This is a genomic window from Mycobacterium sp. (assembly GCF_036273375.1).
Lineage (GTDB): Bacteria > Actinomycetota > Actinomycetes > Mycobacteriales > Mycobacteriaceae > Mycobacterium.
In genome coordinates this window covers 57,606-70,393 of record NZ_DASUHS010000273.1, presented here as the reverse complement: position 1 = coordinate 70,393, position 12,788 = coordinate 57,606, and the positions used below count along the sequence as shown (strand labels likewise).

Below are 12,788 nucleotides of genomic sequence, written 5' to 3'. Positions count from 1 at the left end.
TCGCGGGCCAGGATCAGCACCGTGACCCACCACGGCAGTTCACCGAGCAGCGAGAGCCCGATCAGCGCCGACCCCACCAGCGTCTTGTCCGCGATCGGATCGACGAACGCGCCGAATTCGGTCGCCATGCCGTAGTTGCGGGCCAGCAGGCCGTCCAGCCGATCGGTGATGCAGGCGGCCGCGAAGATAACGAAAGCCACCACGCGGAAACCGTTTTGGTGGCCGTCTCCGGCGAACAGGGCGAGCAGGAAGATCGGCACCAGCACGAGCCGCAACAGGGTCAGCGTATTGGCGAGGTTGGCGATGTTTGCGCGGCCTACCACCGGACCCGTCTGCGGCTGCCCCGACACCGCAACAGAATAACCGTTGACCAGCGCAGCCGTTCGAGATGTCGATACTGTTACCCGTGACCCAAAGTCCGCAGCGCCATCGGCCGCTGGTTCGGCGCGCGCGAACGTCCGACATTCCGGCCATCAAGCACTTGGTCGACACCTACGCGGGAAAGATCCTGCTGGAGAAGAACCTCGTGACGTTGTACGAGGCTGTCCAGGAGTTTTGGGTGGCCGAACACGAGGGCCAGGTGGTCGGATGCGGGGCGCTGCATGTGATGTGGTCGGACCTCGGCGAAGTTCGCACCGTCGCGGTCAGCCCGGCGCTGACCGGCCACGGCATCGGCCACGCGATCGTCGACCGGCTGCTGGAAGTCGCCCGCGAGCTGCAGTTGAAGCGGCTGTTCGTGTTGACGTTCGAAACCGAGTTCTTCGCCAGGCACGGATTCACCGAGATCGAGGGCACGCCGGTCACCGCCGAGGTGTTCGAGGAGATGTGCCGCTCCTACGACATCGGTGTCGCCGAATTCCTGGACCTCAGCTACGTCAAGCCCAACATCCTCGGCAACTCGCGGATGCTGCTGAGGCTCTAGCGGCGATCGCAAGTGCGGCGCAGCCGGACGCAGCGGGTCGCCGCCATCGGACTAGCGGCGATCGCAAGTGCGGCGCAGCGGGTCGCCGCCATCGGACGAGACACGTCCGGCGCTAGTCCTCGGGGTCACCCCCGTCGGCGTCGCTGCCGCCCCGGATCAACGCCAGCGTCCCGGCCAGTTCGTCGGGCTTGATCAGCACCTCGCGCGCCTTGGACCCCTCCGACGGTCCGACGATGCCGCGGGTCTCCATCAGGTCCATCAGCCGGCCGGCCTTGGCGAACCCGACGCGCAGCTTGCGCTGCAGCATGGACGTGGAGCCGAACTGGCTGGACACCACCAGCTCGACGGCCTGCAGGAACACGTCCATGTCGTCGCCGATGTCCGGGTCGACGTCGGTGCGTTCCCCGGTGGGCTTGGCAGTGGTGACGCCCTCGGTGTACTCGGGTTCGGCCTGGTCCTTGCAGGCGGTGACGACGGCGTGGATCTCCTCGTCGGTGATGTAGGCGCCCTGCAACCGGACCGGCTTGTTGGTGCCCATCGGCAAAAACAGGCCGTCGCCCATGCCGATCAGCTTTTCGGCGCCGGCCTGGTCCAGGATGACGCGGCTGTCGGTCAGCGACGACGTGGCGAACGCCAGCCGGGACGGCACGTTGGTCTTGATCAGACCGGTGACCACGTCCACCGACGGGCGCTGAGTGGCCAGCACCAGGTGAATGCCTGCGGCACGGGCCTTTTGGGTGATCCGGACTATCGCGTCCTCGACGTCGCGCGGTGCCGTCATCATCAGGTCGGCGAGCTCGTCGACGATCGCCACCACATATGGGTAGGGCCGGTATTCGCGCTGGCTGCCCAGCGGCGCGGTGATGGCCCCGGAGCGCACCTTCTCGTTGAAGTCGTCGATGTGCCGCACCCGGGACGCCTGCATGTCCTGGTAGCGCTGCTCCATCTCCTCGACCAGCCACGCCAGCGCCGCCGCGGCCTTCTTGGGCTGGGTGATGATCGGGGTGATCAGGTGCGGAATGCCTTCATACGGCGTCAGTTCCACCATCTTCGGGTCGATCAGGATCATCCTGACCTCTTCCGGGGTGGCGCGCGCCAGCAGCGATACCAGCATCGAGTTGACGAAGCTGGACTTACCGGATCCGGTGGAACCGGCCACCAACAGGTGCGGCATCTTGGCCAGGTTGGCCGAGATGAAATCGCCCTCGATGTCCTTGCCGAGCCCGATCACCAGCGGGTGGTGGTCGCGCCGGGTCGAAGGCGCGGTAAGCACGTCGGCCAGCCGCACCATTTCCCGGTCGGTGTTGGGCACCTCGATGCCCACGGCCGACTTGCCGGGGATCGGGGCCAGCATGCGCACGCTCTCGGTAGCCACCGCGTACGCGATGTTCTTCTGCAGCGCGGTGATCTTCTCGACCTTCACGCCCGGTCCCAGCTCGACCTCGTACCGGGTGACCGTCGGCCCGCGGGTGCATCCGGTCACGGCGGCGTCGACCTTGAACTGGGTCAGCACCTCGGTGATGGCGTCGGCCATGACGTTGTTCGCGGCGCTGCGCTTCTTGGGCGGATCGCCCGCCACCAGCAGGCCCAGCGAGGGCAGCGTGTAAGGACCCTCGACGATTCGGTCCAGTTCCACGGTGTCGTGCTTGCCCGCAGACCGTCCGCGCTTGCGGCCCCGCGAGGCCTGCAGGGTGGGCTGGACGGCGGGTTCGGGCATGGTCGGAATGTCGTCCTGCAGCGCGGCCTGGGCATCGTCGTCCGGCGACCACGCCGGCGGCTCATCCTCGGGGACGGAAGACGCGTCGTCGTAGTAGTTGTCGCGGTCCGCTTCGGCGTCGTCGTCGAACTCGTCCGCGTAGTCGTACGGCTGGTCGTCGCCGACCAGCCGGGTACCGAACATGGCACGAACCACGTCGGGCACCTCCCGGATGGTGGTTCCGGTCAGCAGCAGCAGGCCGAACATGAACCCGATGAACAACAACGGCGCGGCGATCCAGGGCGTGAGCCCGTCCGAGAGCGGCCCACCGATGGCGAAGCCGATGAAACCGGCCGCGCGGCGGCGCGCTTCCGGGTCCCCCGGCGAACCGGACCACAGGTGGCGCAGACCAAGGACCGACAGCGTGATCAGGCTGGTGCCCAGGATCAGCCGGGGGCGCACATCCGGGTTGGGCTCGGTGCGCATCAGGGTCACCGCCACCGCGGCGGTGGCGACCGGCAGCGCCAGCACACCCGCGCCGATGAAGGTCCGCAGCAGCGTGTCGACCCACGTGCCGACCGGTCCGGCGGCGTGAAACCACGAGCTCGCGGCGACCACCACGGAAAAGCCCAGCAACAGCAGCGCGATGCCGTCGCGGCGATGCCCCGGATCGATGTCGTGGGCTCGCCCGATGGACCGGGCCGCGCCGCCGGTCCCCCGGGCGGCCATCAACCAGATGGCGCGCATGGCGCGACCGCAGGTCAGCCCCGCCCCGACCAGCGGCGCATGAGTACGCCGCCTGGCGGGCTTGCTGACCTTCTTGCGGGGCGCCGCCGGGCGCGCACCCCGGGAACCGCTGGCGCGCGAAGGGGCCTTTGACCTGCTCGTTCGGCTTCTGGAGCGGGCGGCGGTCTTACTGGGCATGACGGCAAGGGTAGTCGCAACGTCATCATCTACACCACCCGCCACACTGTTAACGGTCCGGCTTGTCAGGCATGGTGCGACTCGGGCGCCAAATCGCGTGAGTAGGGTGACATTCGGTTTGCGAGAAGTCGTGCTCGTCACCACCCCACAGCGTCCAGGAGGCCATCAATGCCCGTTGTCGTCGTCGCCACCATGACTGTCAAACCTGAGTCGGTCGACACCGTCCGCGACATCCTCACGCGGGCGGTCGAAGAAGTGCACGACGAACCGGGCTGCCAGATCTATTCGCTGCACCAATCGGGTGAGACGTTCGTCTTCGTCGAGCAGTGGGCAGACGCCGAGGCGCTCAAGGCGCACAGCACCGCGCCGGCGGTCACCAAGATGTTCACCGCGGCTGGCGAACACCTGGTCGGCGCGCCCGACATCAAGATGCTGCAGCCGGTCCCGGCGGGCGATCCGGCCAAAGGACAGTTGCGGCCCTGATGGCCCACTCGCCGGAAGGGCCCCTGAAGGGCAAGGTCGCCTTCATCACCGGCGCCGCGCGCGGGCAGGGACGCGCGCACGCGGTGCGGCTGGCCGGCGACGGCGCCGACATCATCGCCGTCGATCTGTGCGACCAGATCGCCAGCGTGCCCTACGCGCTGGCCACGGCCGACGACCTGGCCGCCACCGTGAAGCTGGTGGAAGACACCGGCGCCCGCATCGTGGCCGCCCGTGGCGACGTCCGCGACCGCGAATCCTTGGCGGCGGCATTGCAGGCGGGCCTGGACCAGTTCGGCCGCCTGGACATCGTCGTGGCCAACGCCGGGATCGCTCCCATGCAATCCGGTGACGACGGCTGGCACGACGTCATCGACGTCAACCTCACCGGCGTCTACCACACCATCAAGGTCGCGATACCCACGATGGTCAAGCAGGGCACCGGCGGGTCGATCGTGCTGATCAGTTCGAGCGCGGGGCTGGCCGGGGTCGGCAGCCCTGACGCCGGTTCCGTCGGCTACGCCGCCGCCAAGCACGGGGTGGTCGGGCTGATGCGGGTCTACGCGAATCTTCTTGCCGGCCAGATGATCCGGGTCAACTCGATCCATCCGTCCGGCGTCGAGACGCCGATGATCAACAACGAGTTCACCCGGGAGTGGCTGGCCAAGATGGCCGCCGCGACGGACACGCCAGGCGCCATGGGCAACGCCATGCCGGTGGAGGTGCTGGACGCCGAGGATATCGCCAACGCGGTGGCGTGGCTGGTGTCCGATCAGGCACGCTACATCACCGGTGTGACCTTGCCCGTCGACGCGGGATTCCTGAACAAGTAACCGCCATGGCCCGAAACCCGGTTGCGCAAACGGCATTTGGCCCGATGGTGTTGGCCGCCGTCGAGCAGAACGAGCCGCCCGGCCGCCGCCTGGTCGACGACGACTTCGCCGAACTCTTCCTGCCCGCGCCGCTGCGGTGGCTCGTCGGGGCGACCCGGTTCGCGCCGGTTCGCCGGCTGATGATCCGCGGCTCGGAGTTCACCGGTCCGGGATTGTGGGCCAATCTGGCCTGCCGCAAGCGTTTCATCGCCGACAAGCTCACGGAGTCGCTCGACGACGTCAACGCCGTCGTCATCCTCGGAGCGGGCCTGGACACCCGGGCCTACCTGCTGACGCGGCGGGTCCGCATCCCGGTGTTCGAGGTCGATCTGCCGGTGAATGTCGCGAGGAAACTCAAGACGGTCCGCCGGGTGCTCGGCGAGCCGCCGCTGTCGGTTCGGTTGGTGGCGTTGAACCTCGAGCATGACGACCTGCTCACCTCGCTCGCCGAACACGGTTATCGCACCGACTACCGGGTGTTCTTCATCTGCGAAGGCGTCACCCAATACCTCACCGAAGCGACCGTCCGGCGCACGCTGGACGGTCTGCGTGCGACCGCACCCGGTAGCCGTTTGGTGTTCACTTATGTCCGTAGAGATTTCATCGACGGCACCAATCGGTATGGCACCCGCACGCTGTACCGCACCGTGCGCCAGCGGCGGCAACTGTGGCATTTCGGTTTGCAGCCCGACGATGTCGCCGCGTTCCTCGGCGAGTACGGCTGGCGGCTGGTGGAACAAGCCGGTCCCGACGAGCTCGCCCAGCGTTATGTCGAGCCCACCGGCCGTAAACTCAAAGCGTCGCAACTGGAGTGGTCGGCCTACGCCGAGAAGATCTAGCGCGCCCTGATGGTGGCGACCCGCTTCGCCCCGGCTACGCCGGGATCGCGATCGCCACTAGACCTCGATGACGGTCGGCACGATCATCGGCTGCCGGCGGTACGTTTCGCCCACCCACTTGCCGACGGTGCGCCGCACGCCCTGGGCGATGCGGCCCGCATCGGTGATGTTCTCGGCCGCCAGCGCTTCCAGCTCCGCCTCCACCCTGCGCACCGCGGGCTCCAGCGCCTTGGGATCCTCGGAGAATCCGCGCGAATGCAGCTGCGGTGGAACGACCGGACGCCCGGTGCCGCGCGCGACCACCACGGTCACCGCCACGAAACCCGACGACAGAATCAGCCGCTCGCCCAAGGTGATGTCGCCGACGTCACCGTTGATCAGGCCGTCGACGAACATCTTGCCGACCGGCACCGCGCCGGCGATTGCGGCCTTACCCGCGACCAGGTCGACGCTCACCCCGTTCTCGGCCAGCAGGATGGACTCCTCCGGCACTCCGGTGCTGGCCGCAAGCTTGGAGTTGGCGCGCAGCATGCGCCACGTCCCGTGCACGGGCATCACGTGGCGCGGCCGAATCCCGTTGTACAGGAACAACAGTTCTCCCGCGTAGGCGTGCCCCGAAACATGCACGCGGGCTTGGGCATTGGTGACGACACGGGCCCCGATCTTGGCGAGCTCGTCGATGACGCCGTAGACCGCTTCCTCGTTGCCCGGGATCAGCGACGACGCCAACACCACCAGGTCACCCGCGGTCAGCGTGATGCTGCGGTGCTCGCCGCGCGACATCCGCGACAACGCCGACATCGGTTCGCCCTGGGTGCCGGTGGTGATCAGCACCACCCGGTCGGCCGGCATCATCTCGGCGGCGCCGATGTCGATCACGTCCGAATCCGCCACCCGCAGGAATCCGAGTTCCCGGGCGATCCCCATGTTGCGCACCATGGATCGGCCGACGAACGATACCCGCCGACCCAAAGCGACTGCGGCATAAATGATCTGCTGCACCCGGTCCACGTTGGAGGCGAAGCACGCCACGATGACGCGGCCGTCGGCACCGCGGATCAATCGGTGTAGCGTCGGGCCCACTTCGCTTTCCGACGGCCCGACGCCGGGATGCTCGGAATTGGTTGAGTCGCACAGGAACAGGTCCACGCCGGCGTCGCCGAGCCGGGACATGCCGGGCAGGTCGGTCGGGCGGCCGTCCAGAGGAAGCTGGTCGAGCTTGATGTCACCGGTGTGCAGGACCGTCCCCGCACCGGTGTGCACGGCGATCGCCAGCGCGTCGGGAATGGAGTGGTTGACGGCGAAGTACTGGCATTCGAACACGCCGTGACTGCTCTTCTGGCCCTCGGCGACCTCGATGAACACCGGCTTGAGGCGGTGCTCGCGGCACTTCGCGGCGACCAGCGCCAGCGTGAACTTCGAACCGACCACCGGGATGTCGGGGCGCAGCTTGAGCAGGAACGGAATGCCGCCGATGTGGTCCTCGTGGGCGTGCGTGAGCACCAGCGCCTCGATGTCGTCCAGTCGGTCGGAGATGTGACGCAGATCCGGCAGGATCAGATCGACCCCGGGCTCGTCGTGGGTGGGGAACATCACGCCGCAGTCGATGATCAAGAGCCGGCCCAGGTGCTCGAAAACCGTCATGTTACGGCCGATTTCGCTGATGCCACCAAGAGCAGTGACCCGCAACCCTCCCGTGGCCAAGGGGCCTGGCGGGGCGAGGTCTACATCCACTTCTCGGAAACTCCTTGGGTCACCGCAGCACCGAGGCCGCACGCATATCGGCGGTCAGCGCGTCGAGTTGCTCCGGCGTTGCGGGCACTTGCGGCAACCGCGGGTCGCCGACGTCGATGCCCTGCAGACACAGGCCCGCCTTGGACATCGTCACCCCGCCCAGGCGGGCCATCGCGTCGCACAGCGGGGCGACGGTGGCGTTGATCTTGCGGGCCGTGGCGATGTCCCCCGAGCTGAAGGCGGACAACATTTGCCGCAGCTGTCCGGCCGCCACATGAGAAATCACGCTGATGAATCCGGTGGCGCCCATGGCCAGCCACGGCAGGTTCAGCGCATCGTCGCCTGAGTAGTAGGCCAGGCCGGTCTCGGCGATGATCTGGCCACCGCTGTGCAGGTCGGCCTTCGCGTCCTTGATTCCGACGATGTTCGGGTGGGCGGCCAGCGCACGGATGGTCTCAGGCTGGATCGGTATCACCGAACGCGGCGGAATGTCGTAGAGCAGCACCGGCAGTTCGGTCGCGTCGGCGACGGTGGTGAAGTGGGCGATCAGCCCGCTCTGGGGAGGCTTCGAGTAGTACGGCGTGACCACCAGCAGCCCGTGAGCGCCCTCGGCCGCGCAGGCCTTGGCCAGCCGGACGCTGTGGGCGGTGTCATACGTGCCCGCGCCGGCGATGATGCGGGCCCGGTCGCCCACCGCCTCCAGCACGACGCGGAGCAGCTCACGCTTCTCGTCGTCCGTGGTTGTCGGGGACTCGCCGGTGGTTCCGGAAATCACCAGCCCATCACAGCCGGCGTCGATCAGGTGATTGGCCAGCTGTGCGGCCGCGACGGTGTCGACGGAGCCGTCGCGGCGAAACGGTGTGACCATCGCGGTCAGCAAGGTTCCCAACCGTGCTGGGGCGTCGAATCCGACCGTGCTCACGGTGTTCAGGTTACCTGGCGCCGGCAAGGTAATTAGCATCCGCGTAGGTGCGCGCCGCTGCGCGCGGGCGCATCAGGCTTCGGTCGCCAGCGGGCTGGTCGCGACCTCCGTGCCGTCGGCCAGGGTGGAGATCTCGAAGTCGGCGAACACCGCGGGCGCCACACCCGTCAGCTGGCGCAGGCACTCGATGGCGAGCCGGCGAATTTCCACGTCGGCGTGCTCACTGGCGCGCATCGCGATGAAGTGCCGCCAAGCCCGGTAGTTGCCGGTCACGACGATGCGGGTTTCGGTCGCGCTGGGGAGCACGGCGCGGGCGGCCTGGCGGGCCTGCTTGCGACGCAACACCCCTACCTTTTCGCCGGGCTCCCCCGCCATGAACTTCGCTTCCAGCTTGGTCAGCAACTCGGTGTAGGTGGCGCGGCCGGCGTCGGCGGCCGCGGCCAGGATCTGCTGTAGTTCCGGATCGTCTTCCATGCCCGGCGGCACGACGATGTGCGATTCCTTCTCGGGGACGTAGCGCTGCGACAACTGCGAATAGGAGAAGTGCCGATGCCGAATCAGCTCATGGGTGCACGATCGCGAGATGCCGGTGATGTAGAACGACACACTCGCGTGTTCGAGCACCGAGAAGTGGCCGACGTCGATGATGTGCTTGATGTAGCCGGCGTTGGTCGCGGTCTTGGGGTTGGGTTTCGACCAGCTTTGGTAGCAGGCCCGGCCGGCGAACTCGACCAGCGCGGGGCCGCCGTCGGCGTCGGTGCCCCACGGCACATCGGGGGGCGCCAAGAAGTCGGTCTTGGCGATCAGTTGCACGCGCAGCGGCGCGATCTCGGCCACGGCGCTCACCTTAAGGCGTGCCGAGCGGATCTTCGTCTCTGACCCGCACCTTGCCGGAGACCAGCAACGCCAGCAGCGCAATGGACGTCGACGCGGGCTTCAGCTGACCCGCTTGGCCGCCGCGCGCAGCTCGCCGGACAGATCACCGCGGCCGGCGACGCTGAATCCGCCCAGGCCCAGCCACGACGCCATGGACTGAAGTTCACCGGCCAGTGCCGCGGCGACGCGGGGCCTGGGCGCGTCGGGCTCGCCGAATGCGCCGAGGACCCGCAGCGAGTTGGCGGCGCGGTCGGCCTTGAGGTCGACCCGCGCCACCAAGCGTCCGTCCATGAGCAGCGGCCACACGTAGTAGCCGTACCGCCGCTTGGCGGCCGGGGTGTAAATCTCTATGCGGTAATGGAATTCGAATAGTCGCTCGACGCGCGGGCGAAAGAAGATGAGCGGGTCGAACGGGCACAGCAACGCGGTGCCGCGGTCGGTGCGGGGCACCGTGCGGCCCGCCCGCAGATAGGCCGGTGCGGACCAGCCGTTGACGTCGACCGGCTCGATGTCACCGGCGGCCACCAATGCGGCGATCGCCGGCTTGATCTGCTGGGCCGACAGCCGGAAGTAGTCGCGGATGTCGGCCTCGGTGGCCACACCCAGGGCGGCGGCGGCCCGCAGCGCAAGTTCGCGGATCGCCTCGTCGTCGTCGACCTCGCGGGCCAGCACACTCGCCGGCAACACCCGTTCCACCAGGTCGTAGTGACGCGCGAAGCCTACTCGGGTGGCCGTGGTGAGCACCCCGGAGGCGAACAGCGCCTCGGCCACCCACTTGGTGTCGCTGCGCGTCCACCAGGTCCCCTTTTTCCGGCGCGGCTCGGCGGCCAGATGCGCTTCGATCTGCCCGGCCGTACTGGGCCCGAGCTCGGCGACGGCGGCCACGACTTCCTCGACCAGCCGCGGATTGGCCTTGACGATGTGGGTCCCCCAGCGGCCATGTGAGTACTGGCGCATCCGCCAACGCAACAGCGGCCAATCCTCGACGGCCATCAGCGCGGCCTCGTGCGCCCAATACTCGGCCAGCAGCCGCGCTGAACGCGGCCCCCAGGCGGCGCGGTCGAGCACGTCACGGTCGTAGGGACCGAGTCGGCTGAACACCGGGGCGTAGTGAGCACGAACCGCCACCGACACCGAATCCAGTTGCAGCACTTGGATCCTGGAGATCAGTCGCTTGAGGTGCGCCCGGGTGATCTCGCCATTGGACGGGGGGTCGCTAAATCCTTGGGCCGCAACGGCTATCCGCCTGGCTTGGGCGACGGACAGCCTGCGGGTCGACACGGCGCCGAGAATACCGGTCGGGTCCGACGTGCTGCGTTACGACGCTGAGCCCGCGCCGACTTTCTCGTCCGAGCGCACCACGGAATGCGTCTCGGACGCATTCCGCTGTTCTTCATAGGCGGACTCGAGAGTGTCCGGAACCGTTTTCAGGTCGCGGTAAACGCCCATCAGTTGCTCGAGAATCCTGATCCGTTGCCGGCTCGCCTCGTCCACGGCGCGTCGAGCCTCGTCACGATCCCGATCGGCCCTCTCCTTCGCCTCGGCGAGAAGCCGCTCACGCGCCAGCTCGGCGTCATCGCGCAGGCTGGCCAGCTCTGCCTCGAGGTTTTCCTTGGTCTGCTGATACTCGGCTTCCATGGCTTCCCGCTGCGCGGCCATGTCCGACAACATCTGCTCGCGCTTCCGCTGGGTTTCTTCCGCCTCGGCCTCGGCCGCCGCGATCAGCGCATCCGCTTCGGCCCGCGCTTCGGCCTGCATCTCGGCCACCTCGTCGACCGCGCGGCTCAGCATTTTGGCCAACCGCTGCTGCACCGCGTGCGGCGATGGCGAGGTGTCCGTCAGCGCGGCCACTTCCTTGCGCAGCGCGGCCGTTTGATCGCCGGATTCCTGCAGCCGGGCCCGTAGGCTCTCGACGTCGTCAAGCAGCAGCTGCTGCTTGGTGGTCAGCATCTCGATGTGGGCATCAACCGCGGTCGCGTCGTAGCCCATGAACTTTCGAGAGAACGTCTTCACCGGTTCGGTTTTCACTGCCAATCTCCCCTTCTGTCCAAAACGCCTGGTTGGCCCGGTGCGACCGACCCCGAATCCGAGTATGTCAGGTCAGGCCATGCGCGCGAACGGGTGCGCGGCGAGCCGACGGTAGCTGTGGAAGCGATACCGCAGCCCCGAGCGGCTGGCCTGCCACTCCCCCGTTTCACCCACCCAAGTGTCGTCCAGCGTCGGCGCCAGCGCGTCGTCGTCATCGCGTCGCAAATCGATTTCGATCTCGGTTACCTCGCAGCGGGTGGCGTAGGGCAGCGCCAGCAAATAAATTTGTTCGCCGCCGATGACCCACGTCTCCGGGCCGTCCTCGCCGTGGGCAAGGGCTTCTCCCAAGGTCCCGGCCACCCGGGCCCCGCCGGCGACGAAACCGGTGTCGCGGGACAGGACGACATTGCGCCGGCCGGGCAGGGGGCGCACCTTCGCCGGTAACGAATCCCATGTCCGCCGGCCCATGATCACCGGGTGCCCGATGGTCACCTCTTTGAACCGGAAAAGATCTTCCGGCACCTTCCAGGGGATATCGCCACCACGCCCGATGACGCCGGAGGTCGACTGAGCCCACACCAGGCCCACCTCGGTCATACGCGCTACTCCTTGATCCCGGCTTGCAACCCGCCCGAGCCGGCATCGTCGCCGGCGCGCTTCATACAGCGACTGGGGCTTTGATCGCCGGATGGGGGTCGTAGTTCTTTACGACAACGTCGTCGTAGGTGTAATCGAAAATCGAATCCCGTGCGCCCAGAACGAGTTCCGGGTATGGCCGGGGGTCGCGGCTCAGCTGCAGCCGCACCTGCTCGACATGGTTGTCGTAGATGTGGCAGTCCCCGCCCGTCCACACGAACTCGCCGACGGCGAGGCCGGACTGGGCGGCCATCATGTGCGTCAGTAGCGCGTAGCTGGCGATGTTGAACGGCACACCCAGGAACAGGTCGGCGCTGCGCTGGTAGAGCTGGCAGCTCAGCCGCCCGTCGGCCACGTAGAACTGGAAGAACGCGTGACATGGCGGCAGCGCCATCTGCGGGATTTCGCCGACGTTCCACGCCGACACGATGATGCGCCGCGAGTCGGGGTCGGTGCGCAGCAGGTCCAGGGCGGCGCTGATCTGATCGACGTGCTCGCCCGACGGCGTCGGCCAGGACCGCCATTGCACACCGTAGATCGGTCCGAGATCGCCTGTGCTGCTTGCCCATTCGTCCCAGATGGTAACTCCGTGCTCGTGCAGCCAGGCGACGTTGGAGTCGCCGCGCAAGAACCACAGCAATTCGTAGATCACCGACTTGAGGTGCACCTTTTTGGTGGTGAGCAGCGGGAACCCGGCCGACAGGTCATAGCGCAGCTGCTGACCGAACAGGCTGCGGGTCCCGGTGCCGGTGCGGTCGGATTTGGCCGTTCCCTGGTCGAGCACCAAGCGGAGCAAGTTCTCGTAGGGGGTCGGGATCGGCACGCCGCAAGAATACGTCTACGCGCGCGGAGTAGAACG

13 protein-coding genes are annotated in these 12,788 nt (G+C 67.5%); 4 read left to right on the top strand and 9 right to left on the bottom strand.

Features of this window, described 5'->3' with window-relative positions; all coding sequences use genetic code 11:
• A partial coding sequence (locus VFW69_RS24080) for a CDP-alcohol phosphatidyltransferase family protein (protein ID WP_526505369.1) occupies window positions 1–350 on the bottom strand: 350 nt, incomplete at its 3' end.
• 38 nt (window positions 351–388) lie between these two features.
• On the opposite strand from VFW69_RS24080, the gene VFW69_RS24075 reads away from it, so the two are divergent.
• Entirely contained in the window at window positions 389–922 is a 534-nt protein-coding gene (locus VFW69_RS24075) for an amino-acid N-acetyltransferase (RefSeq protein ID WP_526505367.1), read from the top strand.
• A gap of 112 nt (window positions 923–1,034) precedes the next feature.
• On the opposite strand, the gene VFW69_RS24070 is transcribed toward VFW69_RS24075, so the two are convergent.
• On the bottom strand, window positions 1,035–3,542 hold the full coding sequence (locus tag VFW69_RS24070; protein WP_526505365.1) for a DNA translocase FtsK: 2,508 nt from the start codon (window positions 3,540–3,542) through the stop codon (window positions 1,035–1,037).
• Between the two features lie 168 nt (window positions 3,543–3,710).
• Here VFW69_RS24070 and VFW69_RS24065 point away from each other — a divergent pair, with 168 nt between their 5' ends.
• From VFW69_RS24065 to VFW69_RS24055, 3 genes are read left to right on the top strand one after another with little or no spacing between them, the layout of a single operon-like run.
• Entirely contained in the window at window positions 3,711–4,025 is a 315-nt protein-coding gene (locus VFW69_RS24065) for a putative quinol monooxygenase (protein WP_526505363.1), read from the top strand.
• Window positions 4,025–4,855, top strand: coding sequence for a mycofactocin-coupled SDR family oxidoreductase (locus tag VFW69_RS24060; protein ID WP_526505361.1), 831 nt, complete (start codon window positions 4,025–4,027; stop codon window positions 4,853–4,855). Before VFW69_RS24065 ends, VFW69_RS24060 begins: the two co-directional genes overlap by 1 nt.
• A 5-nt stretch (window positions 4,856–4,860) precedes the next feature.
• The gene (locus VFW69_RS24055; protein WP_526505359.1) at window positions 4,861–5,733 is read left to right on the top strand and encodes an SAM-dependent methyltransferase; all 873 of its coding nucleotides are present in this window, start codon (window positions 4,861–4,863) and stop codon (window positions 5,731–5,733) included.
• 57 nt (window positions 5,734–5,790) lie between these two features.
• Here the strand turns inward: VFW69_RS24055 and VFW69_RS24050 are convergent, their stop codons facing one another.
• The 7 genes from VFW69_RS24050 to VFW69_RS24020 all read right to left on the bottom strand — a co-directional run bounded on the left by VFW69_RS24050 (window position 5,791) and on the right by VFW69_RS24020 (window position 12,752).
• A complete protein-coding gene (locus tag VFW69_RS24050) occupies window positions 5,791–7,467 on the bottom strand; it encodes a ribonuclease J (RefSeq protein ID WP_526505357.1) in 1,677 nt (558 codons plus the stop codon).
• A 19-nt stretch (window positions 7,468–7,486) separates the two neighbouring features.
• Window positions 7,487–8,389 carry a 4-hydroxy-tetrahydrodipicolinate synthase gene (dapA, locus tag VFW69_RS24045; protein ID WP_526505355.1) on the bottom strand — a complete coding sequence of 301 codons (903 nt, stop codon included), beginning with the start codon at window positions 8,387–8,389 and terminating at the stop codon, window positions 7,487–7,489.
• Between the two features lie 72 nt (window positions 8,390–8,461).
• Window positions 8,462–9,226: an FAD-dependent thymidylate synthase gene (gene thyX, locus VFW69_RS24040; RefSeq protein WP_526505353.1), complete on the bottom strand. Its 765-nt coding sequence runs from the start codon at window positions 9,224–9,226 to the stop codon at window positions 8,462–8,464.
• 99 nt (window positions 9,227–9,325) lie between these two features.
• Window positions 9,326–10,546, bottom strand: a complete 1,221-nt coding sequence (locus VFW69_RS24035) for a winged helix-turn-helix domain-containing protein (RefSeq protein ID WP_526505351.1) — start codon at window positions 10,544–10,546, stop codon at window positions 9,326–9,328.
• 36 nt (window positions 10,547–10,582) lie between these two features.
• Window positions 10,583–11,293 carry a cell division protein DivIVA gene (locus tag VFW69_RS24030; protein ID WP_526505349.1) on the bottom strand — a complete coding sequence of 237 codons (711 nt, stop codon included), beginning with the start codon at window positions 11,291–11,293 and terminating at the stop codon, window positions 10,583–10,585.
• Window positions 11,294–11,365: 72 nt separating this feature from the next.
• Window positions 11,366–11,890, bottom strand: a complete 525-nt coding sequence (locus VFW69_RS24025; RefSeq protein ID WP_526505347.1) for a dihydrofolate reductase — start codon at window positions 11,888–11,890, stop codon at window positions 11,366–11,368.
• Window positions 11,891–11,951: 61 nt separating this feature from the next.
• Window positions 11,952–12,752 carry a thymidylate synthase gene (locus tag VFW69_RS24020; protein ID WP_526505345.1) on the bottom strand — a complete coding sequence of 267 codons (801 nt, stop codon included), beginning with the start codon at window positions 12,750–12,752 and terminating at the stop codon, window positions 11,952–11,954.
• Window positions 12,753–12,788: the final 36 nt, after the last annotated feature.

Excerpts from the sequence above, each read along its gene's own strand:
- VFW69_RS24075 (WP_526505367.1), top strand. The coding sequence starts at position 389 with ATGTCGATACTGTTACCCGTGACCCAAAGTCCGCAGCGCCATCGGCCG.
- VFW69_RS24070 (WP_526505365.1), bottom strand. The coding sequence starts at position 3,542 with ATGCCCAGTAAGACCGCCGCCCGCTCCAGAAGCCGAACGAGCAGGTCA.
- VFW69_RS24065 (WP_526505363.1), top strand. The coding sequence starts at position 3,711 with ATGCCCGTTGTCGTCGTCGCCACCATGACTGTCAAACCTGAGTCGGTC.
- VFW69_RS24060 (WP_526505361.1), top strand. The coding sequence starts at position 4,025 with ATGGCCCACTCGCCGGAAGGGCCCCTGAAGGGCAAGGTCGCCTTCATC.
- VFW69_RS24055 (WP_526505359.1), top strand. The coding sequence starts at position 4,861 with ATGGCCCGAAACCCGGTTGCGCAAACGGCATTTGGCCCGATGGTGTTG.
- VFW69_RS24025 (WP_526505347.1), bottom strand. The coding sequence starts at position 11,890 with ATGACCGAGGTGGGCCTGGTGTGGGCTCAGTCGACCTCCGGCGTCATC.